The 15,392-nt window shown below is 52.1% G+C and carries 12 protein-coding genes; 2 read left to right on the plus strand and 10 right to left on the minus strand.

Annotation, left to right across the window (positions count from 1 at the left end; translation table 11 throughout):
- Positions 1-10: 10 nt before the first annotated feature.
- Both RBT11_01250 and RBT11_01255 read left to right on the plus strand, forming a co-directional pair.
- Positions 11-613: an RlmE family RNA methyltransferase gene (locus RBT11_01250; protein ID MDX9785375.1), complete on the plus strand. Its 603-nt coding sequence runs from the start codon at positions 11-13 to the stop codon at positions 611-613.
- Positions 614-622: 9 nt separating this feature from the next.
- Positions 623-1,360 (plus strand): YebC/PmpR family DNA-binding transcriptional regulator, encoded by a 738-nt coding sequence (locus tag RBT11_01255; GenBank protein ID MDX9785376.1) that lies wholly within the window; start codon positions 623-625, stop codon positions 1,358-1,360.
- Between the two features lie 250 nt (positions 1,361-1,610).
- Here the strand turns inward: RBT11_01255 and nadA are convergent, their stop codons facing one another.
- The 10 genes from nadA to RBT11_01305 all read right to left on the minus strand — a co-directional run bounded on the left by nadA (position 1,611) and on the right by RBT11_01305 (position 15,383).
- Positions 1,611-2,522, minus strand: coding sequence for a quinolinate synthase NadA (gene nadA / locus RBT11_01260; protein ID MDX9785377.1), 912 nt, complete (start codon positions 2,520-2,522; stop codon positions 1,611-1,613).
- A gap of 11 nt (positions 2,523-2,533) precedes the next feature.
- Entirely contained in the window at positions 2,534-3,226 is a 693-nt protein-coding gene (locus RBT11_01265; GenBank protein ID MDX9785378.1) for an outer membrane lipoprotein carrier protein LolA, read from the minus strand.
- Between the two features lie 224 nt (positions 3,227-3,450).
- Positions 3,451-4,863, minus strand: coding sequence for a type I glutamate--ammonia ligase (gene glnA, locus RBT11_01270; protein ID MDX9785379.1), 1,413 nt, complete (start codon positions 4,861-4,863; stop codon positions 3,451-3,453).
- Positions 4,864-4,932: 69 nt separating this feature from the next.
- Complete coding sequence (locus RBT11_01275; protein ID MDX9785380.1) at positions 4,933-5,271, minus strand: P-II family nitrogen regulator; 339 nt, start codon at positions 5,269-5,271, stop codon at positions 4,933-4,935.
- Positions 5,268-7,958 carry a [protein-PII] uridylyltransferase gene (glnD, locus tag RBT11_01280; GenBank protein MDX9785381.1) on the minus strand — a complete coding sequence of 897 codons (2,691 nt, stop codon included), beginning with the start codon at positions 7,956-7,958 and terminating at the stop codon, positions 5,268-5,270. The genes RBT11_01275 and glnD overlap by 4 nt, the downstream gene beginning before the upstream one ends.
- 212 nt (positions 7,959-8,170) lie before the next feature.
- A complete protein-coding gene (locus tag RBT11_01285) occupies positions 8,171-8,854 on the minus strand; it encodes a CehA/McbA family metallohydrolase (protein ID MDX9785382.1) in 684 nt (227 codons plus the stop codon).
- A complete protein-coding gene (locus RBT11_01290; GenBank protein MDX9785383.1) occupies positions 8,811-9,182 on the minus strand; it encodes a response regulator in 372 nt (123 codons plus the stop codon). The genes RBT11_01285 and RBT11_01290 overlap by 44 nt, the downstream gene beginning before the upstream one ends.
- Before the next feature lie 33 nt (positions 9,183-9,215).
- Positions 9,216-11,078 carry an ATP-binding protein gene (locus RBT11_01295; GenBank protein ID MDX9785384.1) on the minus strand — a complete coding sequence of 621 codons (1,863 nt, stop codon included), beginning with the start codon at positions 11,076-11,078 and terminating at the stop codon, positions 9,216-9,218.
- The gene (locus RBT11_01300; GenBank protein ID MDX9785385.1) at positions 11,050-12,363 is read right to left on the minus strand and encodes an ABC transporter substrate-binding protein; all 1,314 of its coding nucleotides are present in this window, start codon (positions 12,361-12,363) and stop codon (positions 11,050-11,052) included. Before RBT11_01300 ends, RBT11_01295 begins: the two co-directional genes overlap by 29 nt.
- On the minus strand, positions 12,363-15,383 hold the full coding sequence (locus tag RBT11_01305; protein ID MDX9785386.1) for an MMPL family transporter: 3,021 nt from the start codon (positions 15,381-15,383) through the stop codon (positions 12,363-12,365). The genes RBT11_01300 and RBT11_01305 overlap by 1 nt, the downstream gene beginning before the upstream one ends.
- Positions 15,384-15,392 lie beyond the last annotated feature (9 nt).

Below are 15,392 nucleotides of genomic sequence, written 5' to 3' on the forward strand. Positions count from 1 at the left end.
CAATAATTTTATGAAAAATAGATCCGCAACATCTCAGACATGGCAGGATCATTATACGCGGCAGGCACAAAAAGAGCATTATCCCGCCCGGTCCGTGTACAAGCTTCAGGAGATACAGAAAAAATTCAACCTGATGCATAAAGGGCAAAAGGTGCTCGACCTCGGATGCGCGCCCGGCGCCTGGTTACTCTATGCAGGCGAGGTGACCGGGCCGGGAGGCACGGTGATGGGAATAGACCTCAAGCCGGTGACCGTGAAATTACCAAGGCATGTGCGGGCGGTTGTGGGGAATATACTGGACCGTGCCCCCCCTGTTCTCCGCGAAATGGAAGGTGGATTTCATGTGGTGTTAAGCGACATGGCACCGGCAACCACCGGCGCAAAGGATGTGGATGCGGCCCGATCCTATGAATTGTGCTTAGCCGCCCTTGACATCGCCCGTCAACACCTGACGCCGGGCGGTGCGTTCGTGTGCAAAATCTTTCAGGGGGAAGACTTTAAAATCTTTACCGACGCGGTTCGGGCCGAATTTCGGCATCAGAAAATTTTTAAACCTCAGAGTAGCCGAAAGGCCAGCAAAGAAATATATATCATCGGTATTGGCAAAAAATAGGAGGAGCCTATGAGTGGGCACAGTAAGTGGGCAAATATCAAACACAAAAAAGGGGCCGCGGACGCCAGGCGAGGCCGGATTTTTACCCGGTTGATCAAGGAAATCACCATGGCGGCGAGAATGGGAGGCGGAGACATCAATGCCAATCCCAGGCTCAGAACCGCTATTTTGGCGGCAAAAGCCGAGAACATGCCTAAGGACAATTGGGACCGGGCCATCAAAAAGGGCACCGGTGAACTCGAAGGCGTCAATTACGAAGAAATGATTTATGAGGGATATGGGCCGGGCGGCGCGGCCGTTATGGTTGAATCGCTGACCGATAACAAAAACCGAACGGTAGCCGATATTCGTCACATCTTCGCCAAATGCGGCGGGAACCTCGGAGAAAGTGGTTGTGTCTCTTACATGTTTGATAAAAAAGGCATCATCGAAGTTCCCCGAAAAGGGATAGATGAAACCGTGCTGATGGAAACCGCTCTTGAAGCCGGCGCTGAGGATATTCGCGAGGAAGAGGACACCTTTGAGGTCATCACGGAGCCCCAGGCCTTCGAGATGGTAAAAGAAGCTTTGGATTCAGCCGCCATCACCTACAAGCTGGCCGAAGTCACCATGATCCCCAAAACCTACTCAAACCTTTCGGGAAAAGAGGCGGAGCAGATGCTGCGGCTCATGGAAATGCTCGAAGACTGTGAAGATGTTCAAAAAATGTATACCAATGCCGATATTCCGGAAGAATTGATGGGCTAAGAGCATGGGCTCATGAATACGATGACGAATCTTTTTCATCACTTCAACGTCGTGTCCTTCGTGTTCTTCGTGGGTGAACCGGTATTTCGTTACCACGAAGGGCACGAAGAGCACGAAGCTGGTGCGCGTTAATACGTTATCGAAAAGTGTGAATTCAGGCACTACGGCTAAACCCAAAAAGCCGTCTCCCGGTTAGGAAGACGGCGATTTTATTCTCAGGCACCGGGCTGGAACCGGCCGGGCAAAAATTTTATTCGCAAGCGAAGGCCGCACCCGGTTGCGCAATCATTCGCGTCACAGCCGTTAAGGCTGGCACCCGAATTTCCTCGGGCACACGTACTTTTCCGGAAAAATCAGTAAGGCTTCGTATCACATCCTCGGGCGTTATTTTTTTCATATCGGCGCACACCATTTGTGAATCGACATGAAAAAAGGCTTTCTTCGGGCAGGCCTTTTGAAGCGGATATAACAACCCCGCCTCGGTGCCGACAATAAACTGCGCGGCCTTTGATTGAACGGAAAATTGAATCATTCCCGAGGTGCTGAGGATTTCGTCGGCCAAGGCCAGCACTTCGGGGCGGCATTCGGGATGGGCCATAAAAACGGCGTTCGGATGCGCTTTTCTGGCCACCGCCACCTGTTCCGGGGTCAGCCGATCGTGAATGGGGCAATATCCGTCCCAGAAATGAACCTTTTTTCTGGTTCGGGCGGCGGCATATCGGGCCAGATTTCGATCCGGAACCATGAGCACCTCGTCGGCATCGATACTCTCGACCACCGCAACCACATTGGCGGAGGTGCAGCAAACCGTGCTGAGGGCTTTGACCGCGGCGGACGAATTCACATAGGTGACCACCGGCACGCCGGGCAATTCTTTCAGTTTCTTTTTCAGCGCTTCGGGCGTCACCATATCCGCCATAGGGCATCCCGCGGTCAAATTCGGCAGAAGCACCGTTTTCCCCGGCGAGAGGATGGATGCGGTTTCCGCCATGAAGTGGACACCGCAAAATACGATCACCTCGGCGTCGGTCCGGGATGCCCGAATACTCAATTCCAGGGAATCGCCGCATAGATCCGCCAGGTCCTGAATGTCAGGGGGTTGATAATTATGCGCCAGAATAATGGCGTTTTTTTCCCGCTTTAGTCGTTTTATCGCTTCCATGGATATTGCCCTTAATTATTGTCCAGGGTTAACACCTCGGCCCCTTCAGGAATCTTAAACTGAAATAATTCTGAATCCAAAACCGGGTCAAACCGGTAGCCGCTCAGTTCAAACCGCGTTTCATCGCCGTAGGCATTCAGCGTGCTCAAAACATTAATTTCGAAGGTCACCGCCGACACCGTTAAATAAATTGCCGTCACTTCATAAGAGCTGGTTTTGGGAATCAGTTTGATTCGAAAGCTATCGCTTTGATCCGAACTTTCCAGTGACACATTAAAATCTTTGCGTATGCTTGCCATGTCGGCAAGAAACCCGGCACCGTTGCCGCCGCTAAAAAACTGCGGCGCTGCCCCGTGCGACACTTGATTGTCCTCGGGACGGTAGATCCAGAGATCTTTGTTGTCCGCAATGATCAGCTGAGGCGTCGGGGTTTCGTAGTCCCAGCGCATTTTGCCGGGACGCTTGACAAGCATTTTGCCGCCGGCATAATCGGATACATTCATCGCTTTCAATGTGGATATTTGAAAAAAATGAACCGAAAACCCCGGGCCCGAATACCGGTTTTCCACCCGATCCATGATGTCATCCAAGCTCGGGGCGGTACCCGGGTCTAACGGCGCCGGCGCGGTTTGGGCGAGCCCATTCGCCGTTACGCACAAAAGGAGCGCCAGTCCGATCAGCAATAGGTGAATTATCTGCTTCATTAGCGTGTTGCCTTATAAGGGTAAAAAGAAACTTTTCGTCATCGATTCAGTTGAATCCAAAACGCCATACCGATGCTGATACCGCATGCTTATCAGTTTGTAAATATGCAATCCAGGGGCCTTTGAAGCTGGTTCTTCCTTTACGGTTGAAAACACAAAGCGCCCGTGCGTATGCTTACCGCCCGGGCGCTTCAATTTACCCCGCTGCTACAAAAATGCCGGCATTAAATATCATAATAGAGGAAAAACTCATGCGGATGCGGCCGCAACCGAACGGGATTAACTTCGTTTTCTATTTTATATTCAATCCACCGTTCGATGACATCCGGGGTAAATACATCCCCTTTTAACAGGAAGGCATGATCCTCCTTGAGCGCCTGCAAGGCTTCGTCCAGAGCACCCGGCGCGGAAGGAATTTCGGCCAACTCCTCCGGCGGCAGATCGTAAATATTTTTATCCAGCGGATCACCCGGATCGATTTTGTTCTGAATGCCGTCGATAACCGCCATCAATATAGCGGAAAAAGCAAGGTATCCGTTGCAGGAGGGGTCCGGGGTCCGGAACTCGATCCGTTTTGCCTTGGGGGACGCGGAATACATGGGAATACGAATGGCGGCACTCCGGTTTCGGCTTGAATAGGCCAGATTGACCGGTGCTTCAAATCCGGGAACCAGGCGTTTATAAGAATTGGTGGTCGGGTTGGTAATAGCGCACAACGCTTTGCAATGCTTTAAAATACCGCCGATAGCCCAGAGCGCTTCCTGGGAGACGCCCGCGTATTTATCACCGGCAAAGGTCGGCTTGCCGTCTTTCCAGATGCTGATGTGCGTGTGCATGCCGCTGCCGTTGTCTCCGAACAGCGGTTTGGGCATAAAGGTCACGGTCCGGTTGTCCCGGGTGGCCACATTTTTTAACACATATTTAAACCAGACCATCTGATCGCCCATCTGAAGCAGCGGCTTGAAGCGCATATCGATTTCCGCCTGCCCGCCGGTGGCCACTTCATGGTGCTGGCACTCCACATCAATTCCGAGGTCTTCCAGGGTCAGGAGCATTTCCGTGCGAAGATCCTGAAATTTATCCATGGGCGGTACCGGAAAATACGCTTCCTTGTGGCGCGGTTTGTAGCCCAGGTTGGGGCATTCATCCTTGCCGGAGTTCCAGATGCCTTCAACGGAATCAAGTTCATAAAATGCGGAGTTGGTTGTAGAATCAAACCGGACCTCATCAAAGATGAAAAATTCCGCTTCCGGGCCGATAAAGGCCGTATCGCCAAGACCGGTGCTTTTCAGATAGGCTTCGGCTTTCTTTGCGATATAGCGCGGATCCCGGGAGTAGGGTTCCCGCGTCATGGGATCGAAAATGTTCCCAATCAGAACCAGGGTGGGGACGTCAAAAAAGGGGTCGATCTTGGCGGTAGTCGGATCGGGGATCACCAGCATGTCGCTGGCATTGATCGGCTGCCACCCTCGAATACTCGAACCGTCAAAGCCGAATCCGTCATCAAAACTCGATTCATCCAGCTCGCCGATGGGGACCGTGAAATGCTGCCAGATGCCGGGAAAGTCCATGAACCGAATATCAACGACGCGAACTTCCTTTTCCTTTGCAAACGCAAGTACTTCTTTTGGTGTCATAATCAAACGCCTCCGTGTTAAAAAAAATAATTCAAATAAATGCTCTTCCAATTGATTTCCCGGACGGAGTTATATGGCATCCGGCCCTTTTTCTCCGGTGCGTACCCGAATGGCCGCTTCAACCGGCAATACAAATATTTTCCCATCTCCGATCTTGCCGGTATTGGCCGCCTGCCGGATGGTTTCGGTCACTTGATCCACTTGTTTGACATTCACCACGAGCTCAATTTTTAATTTCGGTATAAAATCGACCACATATTCCGCACCCCGGTAAATTTCCTTGTGTCCCTTTTGGCGGCCATACCCTTTTACTTCGGTAATGGTCATGCCCTGAATGCCGATTTCGTTTAACGCCTCCTTCACATCGTCCAGTTTGAACGGTTTAATGATGGCCTCTATTTTTTTCATTGGTTCCCTCCCGTCTCGTAAGTGACATTATCCCCACACGCTGCCATTTCGGATGGCCATTGGTTTTCGCTTTCCACAGCATGTTGAAGCACACTGAGTATCGTTTGTTCAATGAGCGCCACCTGATCCGGCAGGTGAACCTTCTGCCCGTTAAAATCACGCACATAAAACACATCCACCACCTGGTCCACTTTGGTAGCAATTTTAGCCACCCATACATCCAGCCGGCATTGAAATAAGGTATGGGTGATCAGGTAAAGCAGACCCGGGAAATCGTAAGTGAATACCTCAATGATCGTAAAAAAACTGGAGCTGTGGTTATCAATTTTAACTTTATGGGGTCGCTTGAGCGATTGCCGGGTTGCCGTTTGATAGGTTTGCATGCGTTCCTGAAGTGCCACCCCGAGATTCAGTTCCCCGTTAAGCGCGGCTTGCAGCCGTGTTGCAGCGCGTTCCCATCGTTCAGGCTCGAACTCCGTATCATTCGGTGCCCTGACTTCAAAAATATCCAGTGCGATCTTGTTTCGCCATGTGTAAACTCTGGCGTTCAAGATATCAAACCCGCACAAGGTAAACACCCCGGCCATATTGGAAAAAAGGCCGGGCCGGTCTTTGGCGCAAACCGTGACGGTACGGACCTCTTTGGATGCGGCCGCGGTAACACGCCAAACAAAGGGGGCACCCTTTAACTGCCGGTATAATTCGATATGAGTAGCGATTTCAGATACATCCGTATAGAGCAAATATCGCGGAGACATGGCCGGCAGCAGGGTTTCAAAGAGTGCGCGGGCTTCCGCCGTGTCCGCGGTTTGAAGCAGCTCTTTTTGTTTATTTTCGACCTGTTGAACAGCCTTTCGGCTTGCCAGCTCACCGGTTTCCAGAACCCGCAATACCTTTAGCGTCAGATCCCGAATCAGGGTCAGCGTCCATTGATTCCACGCCTTTGGGCCCGTGGACACGGAATCGGCCACGGTCAGCAGATAGAGCATTTTCAGCAATTCCGGATCATTGATTTTTCGTGCGCAAAGAAGCGCCGTCTCTTCATCGTTCAGATCCCGGCGAGCAGCGGTTTTGCTCAGCAGCAAATGCTCCCGTACCAGAAAGGCGATGGTATCGATCTGCTTGGGGGGAAAGCCCTTTTTGGTCAGCACCCGTCGCACGATCTCCGCCCCTTTGTGCGAGTGATCTTCGCCGGGTTTCCCCTTGCCAATATCGTGCAGCAACGCCGCCCATAAAACCAGTTTTCGGTTTTTGATCTCCTTGTAAAAGCTCGCACACAAGGAATCCCCGGTCTCATCCAGCACGGAGCCGAAGTTTTTGATCGTATGAACCGTTTGAATCGAATGCAGATCCACCGGATACAGGTGGTAGTCATCGTATTGAATCCGGTTGACGATATGGCGCATTTCGGGAATCCATTTTTCCAGAAACCCGGTGATGAGCATGTCATTGAGGACATTGAAGGAGCGCGGCGCCAAGGTCAGGACCTTTTCAAACGATTTGACCGCAACCGGCGATGTAATAAAATCATAGGTCATAAGCCCCAGGAATTCCCGCACCAAGCGCCGCCCTTCCGAGCTCAGCGGCATCTTCAGCCGGGCGCTTTCCTCGAAAATTTTGATGAGCAAAATCGGCGATTCCACGATAGCTTCGGGGGATTGAAAGCTTAACAGATCGTTGTGAATCCCCAAGCCCTGCACGGTAAACGGCTTTGCTGCCAGTGACAGTATCTTTGATTTTCTGACGCGGCCGTGCTCACTAAGGAACATCAGGTATTGCTGCTTGATAAACCCCATCTGGCTGTGCAGCTCGCCCAAGAATCGTTCCACCGGCGCTAGGCCCTTTTTCTCACTCATGGCCATGGCGTTGGCCATCTCAATCTGATACTCGAATCGCAGCTGGTCGGATTTTCGGGATGTCAGGTGATGAAGCCGATTGCGCACCAGCCAGATAAATGACAGCGCCTGGGTCAGTCGTTGAAATTCCCCGTGAGAGAGCAGCCCCAAGTATTCCAAGTCCCTTGTCTGTTTAAGGTTGTATTTGATTCGGGCAATCCAGCTCATGGTATGATAATCCCGAAGCCCGCCCTGGCCTTCCTTTAGGTTCGGCTCCAGAAGATAAGTCGAATCGCCGAACCGGTCATGGCGCAGCTCGTTTCGTTTGACCAGCCATGTTACAATTTTGTTGCTGTGTTTGGCGATCAGCTTTTGCCCGAGCCGCTCCATTAGCCGACTGTGCAACGGCGACATGCCGCAAATAAACCGTGCATCCAGCAGGGGGGTTAAAATCTCAAAATCCTCGCCGGCCAACTGCACGCATTCATGGATGGAGCGCGTGGCATGCCCCACATCCATCCCGATATCCCATAAGGGATAAACGATTTCCCGCACCAATTCCTCGGCCCGGGGCGGCACTTTTTTGTCGAACAGAACCAACAGATCTACATCCGAGTGAATGCACTGCTCCCTGCGGCCATAACCGCCTAACGCCATGATGGCATAGGGATGTTTCTCTTTAAGCAATTGCGGCCCCACACGGCTGGACAAAAAGGCCTCCTGAAAATAATCATCCAAAAGGCGCGCATGCGCAGCCAGAAAATTCATGGCTTTTCCGCTTAAAAAGCGGTCCACCAGAACGGCTTTTTCCTGAACCAGTCGGTCTAATTTGTCCTGGTAAAGAGGGTCCATTTGAATTTTCCGGTCGTTACTTTTTTCGCTTGTTCGTCGAATTGACGGGTCAGATCGTTTCATCGGCTCAATGCCCCTAAAAGATAGCAATTGCCATGCCAAGCGGCCGACAATTAACTTTTTTTATGGTTATTCAGAAAGATAGGCCCGTTGTTGACAAACGGGCCGGAGAGTGGCAAAGCTACAAAATTGTATAAATCACCCCTAAAAAATTACAATTTTGTAGTTTTTTCATGGCAAACGCCGCGACAGCGTCCTTGTCTGATTTGTGCAACGATTTCGGCTATGCTTGTAACCGGTTGGTCAAACCGGGTAAAGGCTCGACCCACCTGATCTTTCCGGTGGCAATCGCTTCCGCCCACGGACACCAGCCCCCGCTGTCGGGCAAAATCGCGCGCAAGATTGTTTTCAGAAACTGAGTTGGATCCATTATGGGTTTCCACGGCATCCAGGCCGTCCAGTTGCGCCAATCTGTTTCCAAAGGACGCAAAGGAACGAAAGGGGTGGGCCGGCACACAAATGCCACCCAGGGAGTGAACGCTTTCGATCACTTCGCGGGCATCCAGATAATTATCCCGGCCCCAGCGGTTCCATCGGTCATCCCTAAGCCCGAAAGCCAGAAGGTGCCCCCAGGCGGTAGCAATTTCAACGCCTCTGAAAACAAAAAAGCCTCTTGGAACCTTGATGTTTTCCACTTCCCTGGACGCTTCCACGGAATAATGCTCGGTAAAACAAACCCCGTCCAACCCCCTGTCGATAGCCGCGGCAATTAAATCCTCCGGCTCCAGGTAGTTGTCGTGGGAGTATCTGCTGTGACAGTGTAAATCGATTTTCATAAGATGAATAAAGCAGTCATAAAGTGGCAATCCAAGCCGCTGCTTTTTCCAGCGCGGCATCCAAAGCTTCCTTGTGAATCGGCTTGTGAATAAAGGCGATGGCGTGAAGGTCCAAGGCTTTTTGGGCCAACTCGCTGTCGCCGTGGCCCGTGATCATAATGACTGCCGTGGCCGGGTGCTCGGCTTTAATTTCCTTTAGAACCGTCAACCCGTCCATTCCCGGCATTTTAATGTCGGTAATCACAATGGGCGGCTTTTCGACTTTAAACAATTCGATGCCGGCAGCCCCGGTTTCCGCCATCATCACCTCGTATCCGCAAGCCGTCAGCAACAGACGGAACATGGCCAGGGTCGGTTTTTCATCATCAATTACCAGAATCTTTTTCATGCGCGGTTGCCTTTTGTTGCGTCACATGGGTGTTCATTGCCGCACCATCAGTGGAAAAGAGAGTTTAAAGGTCGTGTGGCTTCCGGTTTCGCTTTCAATATCGATCCGGCCGCCATGATCGCGAACCAACCCATAGATGATCGACAGTCCCAGTCCCATCCCTTTTCCCACATCCTTGGTGGTAAAAAAGGGTTCGAAAATCCGGTCCCTGATGTCTTCCGGTATGCCGGTGCCGTTATCCGTAACGGTTAGAACGGCAGAATCGTTTTCACGAAAAGAGCCGATGCGAATAACGCCCGAACGCGCCGCCGGTGTAGTGGCTCTTGACTGTATAATGGCATCCCGGGCATTGGAAATCAAGTTGAAGAAAATCTGCTCCAAATGGTTCCGGTTGGCCAGAATCGGCGGCAGGGAGTCCTCCAGGGCCAGTTGAACCTCGATATTTTGAAGGGATAGCTGCTGGCCGATGATGGCGAGAACCGATTCGATGGGCTCCTTGAACCGGACCGGGTGTTGGGCCAGGTCCGGTTTTCTGCCGAAATTTCTCAAGTGATTGATGATTCGGGATGCCCGGTCCACCTGCGCACACATCGCCTCCGCAAGCTCTTTCAGATCGGAATCCGGAATGGGGCGGTTTTCCGAGACCATCATTTTCAGATAATCACTGCCCATGCGAATGGCGTTTAAGGGTTGGTTCAGCTCATGCGCGACGCCCGCCGACATTTCCCCGAGCGTGGTCATCTTGCTCGCTTGCACGAGATGGGCTTCCTGTTCAATGAATTCGGTGATGTCCGTTGCCGCCACGATAATGACCTCCCGGTCCCGATATCGCGCCGGACAGGCCTTTAATTTGACAAAAAACCACCGGTTTTCCTTATTGATATGACGCTCTTTTTCCATGACCACGCAATCGATCGGCCCGGCCGTATCGCCATGCGCCATTTGGTTGATACGATCGTGATCAAAGGTGCCCAACTGAGAAAAAACCATGTCCCTCAATTCGCTTTTCGAATATCCGTAAAATTCTTCAGCGTTCGGGTTGGCATCGAGAATTTTTAAGGTTTCTTTGTCCAGGACGAAAATAGGATTGGGACCGGAATTAAAAAGAGAGCGATACTTGTCCTCGGATCGTCTGATTTCAGCCTCGGTGTGTTTCAGTCGCGCAGTCATATTCGTAAAAGAATTGGCCAGTTGAATAACTTCATCGCCGGCGAAGCGAGGTCGGATCGGACAGTCTGTATCCGGCGCGATATCGGGATTTCCCCGGCTGATTTCATCCGCCACGCGAACCAGTTGCAAGATGGGACGGGTCACCTGTTTGGCTAACAGGTGACTGATCCAGAAAAAAAGAATGGTGATGCCGGCAATAAACCCGAGAAAGGTGGTGCGCAACCGGCCGATGAGGGCATCTATATGGCTTTTCTGAAGGCCGACATGCACGGTGCCGATTCGATAGATCCCTTCCTTGACCGGAACGGCGATATCGTACACGGTGGCGGCATGAATCTTCAACGCCTTGATACTGTAAAAACTTTCCGCAGCAATCGGGTTTGCGGCGGGCAATTGGTTCGGTAACGCCGTCACCATGGAATGCGCCAGCACCCGGTTCTCTTTGTCCACCACAAACACATAGGCGATCAGCAAACTTTCCTCACCCTGTCGGGCATCGAACATCAGGCTCGTTAATTCCGGAATATTTTCCGTGAGAATATGACGTCGGCAGTTTTCAGCGACAGCATAGGCGATGCCGAGCCCCTGTTGCTTGAGCCCGTCTGTGAGACTCGACACCAGGGACCAGCGCGCCAGCAAAGCAATCACGATGCTTAACAGCAAAATAACGGCGAGGGTCGAAAAAAAGATTTTGTTTTTAAGGCTTATTTGCCTGAACAGATCCATTCATACCGCTTTTCTCGTCATTCAATGCTTGAAAGGGTGTCTCCATGCTACCGGCTTTTCTGGGAATACCGCGCCAGTCCGTTATCAATTCGAATTTTCCGTTTTCAATTCGAGTAAAATAGACCCGGTCGAATCCCTGATGATCCGCCGGTCCGAAGTTCAGGGGGGTGCCGGTACCGGCGTCGTAATGTTGTATGGATTCAATCGCATCGATAAACCCTTCCCGATCGAGGTTTCTGCCTGCCCGCCGAAGCCCTTCTACCAGGACCCTGGCATTGAGGTATCCTTCCATGCCGACAAAATTGGGAAGACTCTCCGGATAATATTTCGATAGGAGAGCCGTGTATTCGGCAATTCCCCACAATGGGGACGCATCGGGCGGCTGCCGGGGAGGGGGCACCACTTGAGACACAATCACCCCATCCCCGTCCGCACCGAGCCGCCGGGCCAATTCATCCGCCCCGACAAAAGAGACGCAATAAAAAAGAGGCGCATACCCCCGATGCTTGGCGAGCGTTATAAAATTCGCGCAAAGATCATAGGTGCCGATCATCACGACGGCTTCGGCCCCAGAATCGGCAATACTGGCCATTGCCTTTTCCACGGCCAGGGTTCCCCGAATATAAGTACCCTTGGCCACCGGCACCAGACCATATTGTTTCAAAGCCAGTTCGGTGCCGCGCAAGCCGTCAAAGCCATAGGCGTCATATTGATAAAAAACGGCAATTTTATCTATCCCCAAGTCCCCGACCATGTGCCCGACGGCAGCACCGGTTTCCTGGTAATAGGAGGCCCGCACGTTGATCAGATACCGGTTCACCGGGGAGCGGAGCGCATCAGCGCCCGTAAGCATGCCCACCACCGGAATGCGGGCTTCGGTGATCACGGGAATAATCTTCAGGGTCGTGGGCGTACCGACATAACAAAACAGCGTAAATACCTTATCTTGGATAATCAGGCGTTGCGTATTGGCCAGACACCGGGAGGGGTCATAGCCGTCATCGTGAGCGATGACGGTTATACTTCGGCCGTAAATGCCTCCCAACTCATTAATGTGGCGAATATAACTCATGGCGCCCTGAAGGCTTTGCGTGCCCAAATAGCTGGCATGCCCCGTTAGGGCCAGGGAGGCTCCCACCATAATTTGCGTATCGCTTACACCGGCAATGGATTCCGGAATGGTGGGCGCATCTTCTGAAGAAAAACAAGACAGAACACCGCACAGGAAACCCAAAAGGAGCGGGAAAAACCGCTTTGGGCCATTCCAGTCGGCTCGAAAACGCATCACCGACGCTCCTTTTCCGGCCAGGCGGGAAAAGAAACGCGAACCCGTGTAAAGCTGCCTTCAACGCTCTCGATTTTCATTCGGCCCCCGTGAGCCCGGACAATTTCCTGACTGATGGCCAGCCCGAGACCCTTGCCTTTTCCGGTTTCCTTCGTCGTGAAAAAGGGCTCCGTGATCCGATCGATCAGATGCGCCGGAACCCCAGAGCCCGTGTCCGTCACCGTGAGCACCACCCGGTCCTTTTCGGCATGGGTTCGAATCGTGATGGTTCGATCCGCTGCCGCCTCGCCTGACTGCGGCTTGGCCATAATCGCCTCGCCGGCATTGACCAGGAGATTGTATACCATTTGCGCCAGTCTGGGTTTTCGGGCATAAATGGGCGGCAATGGCGCGCCCAGGTCCAGCGTAACGGCAATATTTTCCAACGCGAACTGGTGACCGATGATGGCCAGGGTTTCCCGAACCGGTTCATTGATATCGATTTTTCCCCGCGTAAATTCCTGCCGGTCTTCAAGATCCCCCAATCGCCGAATCATTCCGGACACCCGGTCCACCTGGCGGCTGATCTCATCCGCCACCTGGTAGATCTGCTCTGGAGCCACCATCGCGCCCTTTCGGGTAATCATCCTTAAAAAATCGCTACCCATTTTAATGGCGTTAAGCGGCTGGTTTAACTCATGAATCATTCCGGCCGACATGCCGCCCAGGGTCGGAATCATTCTGAGTAGATCCCATGCGGTCACTAGTTCCACATGCCGCATCAGGGACGGCAGCAGCATCAGATTCCCCACCAGCGCTGAGACCATGGTCACTACCATCAGCATGCCGAAAACGGCCGTTGGTTGAAAGTTGGAAAAGATCAGAACGGAAAAGCCGACACTGATGGTCAGGGTGGTGAAAATAATCGGTTTCCCCACATGGCGCACCGTATCCGTTAAGGCGCGGTCCTTGTCCAGATCCTTTTTAAATTCCCTGTTGTACCGCACCAGATAATGAATGGTATTGTCCACGGCCAGACCGATCGCAATACCAGAAACAAGACTGGTAGCAATGGACAAGGGAATACCGAGCCATCCCATGAAGCCGAAATTCACAATAATGGGGAAAAAATTGGGCAACATCGCAATCAGCCCGACCTTGGAAGATAAAAATAGCAGCAGCATGATAGCGAATATCAGCCCCAGAGAAAGCAGGAGGCTTTTGGTCTGTCCAGTGGTCAGGACATGAGAGCTGGCCGAAACAGCCATGGAAAACCCGGTGACCTCCCCCAGCACCCCTCGATAAGAGGGGGCTTTCAACTGCCCGGCAATCTGCGCCCGAAGCCGCAGGAACTCCTCCGAACTCGATATGTGGGTCAATAGAAGAATATTGGCGGCATTAAACGGGGGGCTCATGAATTGCCGAAGCATATCCTCGCCGAGCAGGGATTTGAAATTATTGATGAGCATGCGCATCTCAAAATCTTCGCCCGGCAGCGCATAAAAAGATAGATTATAGCCGTTTGAGGCATAATTAACCAGTTTCAGGTAATCGACAAAGGAAAGGGTCTTGTCCACGCCCGGCAGAGTATCGAGATACTTTTGCAACTGTTCGATTTTAACCGCATGCGCCGGTGTTTCAAAATAATCTTCCTCGGGACTTACCAGCACGACGTTGACCGGAAAGCTGCCGGAAAGGTCCTGGTATATATCGAAAAAATGCCGCCGTATGTCCGTATTTTCCTTAAAATACTGAAGCGGGTTGGTTTCCACGCGAACGCGAAAAGCCCCGGCCGCGCAAAAAACGACCACTGCCCCCAACACCGGCAGCGTGATTTTTTGGTAATTTAAATCCATATGAATCATAACTGCCAAAAAACGATCAAAGAGCCCGCTCACCGCTTGATTCCCATCGCCCCGCTTCGGTAAGGGAATCAACACTAGCATTGCCGGAAACAGTGTCAGGGTAATCACGAGCAAACTCGTCATGCCGAAGCAGGAAAAAAGAGCAAATTCCCGGACCGCCGTCATTTTATTAATCAGCATGGACCCGATACCGATCACCGTGGTGATTACCGCCAGGGTCGTTGGAAGTGTGACATTGGCAAAGGTGAGTTGAACCGCATCAGCCGGGGAGGCCGCCTGTCGCGCCGAAAGAAGGTAATCCGAACAAATATAAAGGCAATAGGCCATTCCCACCGCAATGATAAACACTGGGACAATCATCGTCATCATGGACAGCGGCACGCCGGTGGCGGCCATGAGACCGAAGGTCCAGGCCAGGGCCATGGCCACACAGGCCAGCGACAAAAACACGGGGTGAAAATTCCGGTAGAGCACCCACACCAGAAGGGCGATAATCAAGAGGGTGAGCGGCGGAATTCGAAGAAAGTCCTTTTGCGTCAGTTGAACCAGCGCCCGGGAGACCAGCGGCATACCGATCTGATAAAGGCCGGTTCCGGCGGGAGACGCTTGAATGATTTTTTCAATATTCAAAATGACCTGGTCCCGATCCGCGTCGGTGGCCAGCACCAGGGTCAGGATCGTTCGCCGGTGATCTTTTGAAATAAGGTTTTTTTCAAACATCGGCACCGGCGTAATCAGCGCCTCAAAGGTCTCAAGGGATTGCTCGCCGGCCAGATCGATCACCTTCTTTATTTCAGGCAGACTGATGACACGACGAACCCCTTTCACGCTGCCGACCTTCTCCGAAATGGCTTTCAGATGCGCAAAGTCAACCGGATCGAACACATTTTTCCCCGAAAAAACGATGCGAATCAGGTCATCGGCCCCGAAGGTTTCCTGGTATGCCTTAAACGCAACGGTTTCCGGTAAATCCTCGATCACCAGATCGTACACGGAGGTTCGAAAAGAAAGTTTCGGCAGATACCAGGAAAAGGCAAGGGTCAAAACTGCCAGTATCACGAGGGTTGGCACCGGATGCCGAATGATCCACCGGGTAACGCCGGAAGCCTTGGGAGTAGCTGGGTCTGAAAGGTTCATCGGGTTCTTTTCGCGTTCACATGGTTCGACCGGAACCATATCGGCAAA

The organism is Desulfobacterales bacterium (genome assembly GCA_034003325.1).
Lineage (GTDB): Bacteria > Desulfobacterota > Desulfobacteria > Desulfobacterales > JAFDDL01 > JAVEYW01.

Excerpts from the sequence above, each read along its gene's own strand:
- RBT11_01285 (MDX9785382.1), bottom strand. The coding sequence starts at position 8,854 with ATGCCGCGCTGGAAAAAGCAGCGGCTTGGATTGCCACTTTATGACTGC.
- RBT11_01295 (MDX9785384.1), bottom strand. The coding sequence starts at position 11,078 with ATGGATCTGTTCAGGCAAATAAGCCTTAAAAACAAAATCTTTTTTTCG.
- RBT11_01290 (MDX9785383.1), bottom strand. The coding sequence starts at position 9,182 with ATGAAAAAGATTCTGGTAATTGATGATGAAAAACCGACCCTGGCCATG.
- nadA (MDX9785377.1), bottom strand. The coding sequence starts at position 2,522 with ATGGAAGCGATAAAACGACTAAAGCGGGAAAAAAACGCCATTATTCTG.
- RBT11_01275 (MDX9785380.1), bottom strand. The coding sequence starts at position 5,271 with ATGAAAAAAATAGAGGCCATCATTAAACCGTTCAAACTGGACGATGTG.
- RBT11_01255 (MDX9785376.1), top strand. The coding sequence starts at position 623 with ATGAGTGGGCACAGTAAGTGGGCAAATATCAAACACAAAAAAGGGGCC.
- RBT11_01265 (MDX9785378.1), bottom strand. The coding sequence starts at position 3,226 with ATGAAGCAGATAATTCACCTATTGCTGATCGGACTGGCGCTCCTTTTG.
- RBT11_01250 (MDX9785375.1), top strand. The coding sequence starts at position 11 with ATGAAAAATAGATCCGCAACATCTCAGACATGGCAGGATCATTATACG.
- glnA (MDX9785379.1), bottom strand. The coding sequence starts at position 4,863 with ATGACACCAAAAGAAGTACTTGCGTTTGCAAAGGAAAAGGAAGTTCGC.
- glnD (MDX9785381.1), bottom strand. The coding sequence starts at position 7,958 with ATGGACCCTCTTTACCAGGACAAATTAGACCGACTGGTTCAGGAAAAA.
- RBT11_01300 (MDX9785385.1), bottom strand. The coding sequence starts at position 12,363 with ATGCGTTTTCGAGCCGACTGGAATGGCCCAAAGCGGTTTTTCCCGCTC.
- RBT11_01305 (MDX9785386.1), bottom strand. The coding sequence starts at position 15,383 with ATGGTTCCGGTCGAACCATGTGAACGCGAAAAGAACCCGATGAACCTT.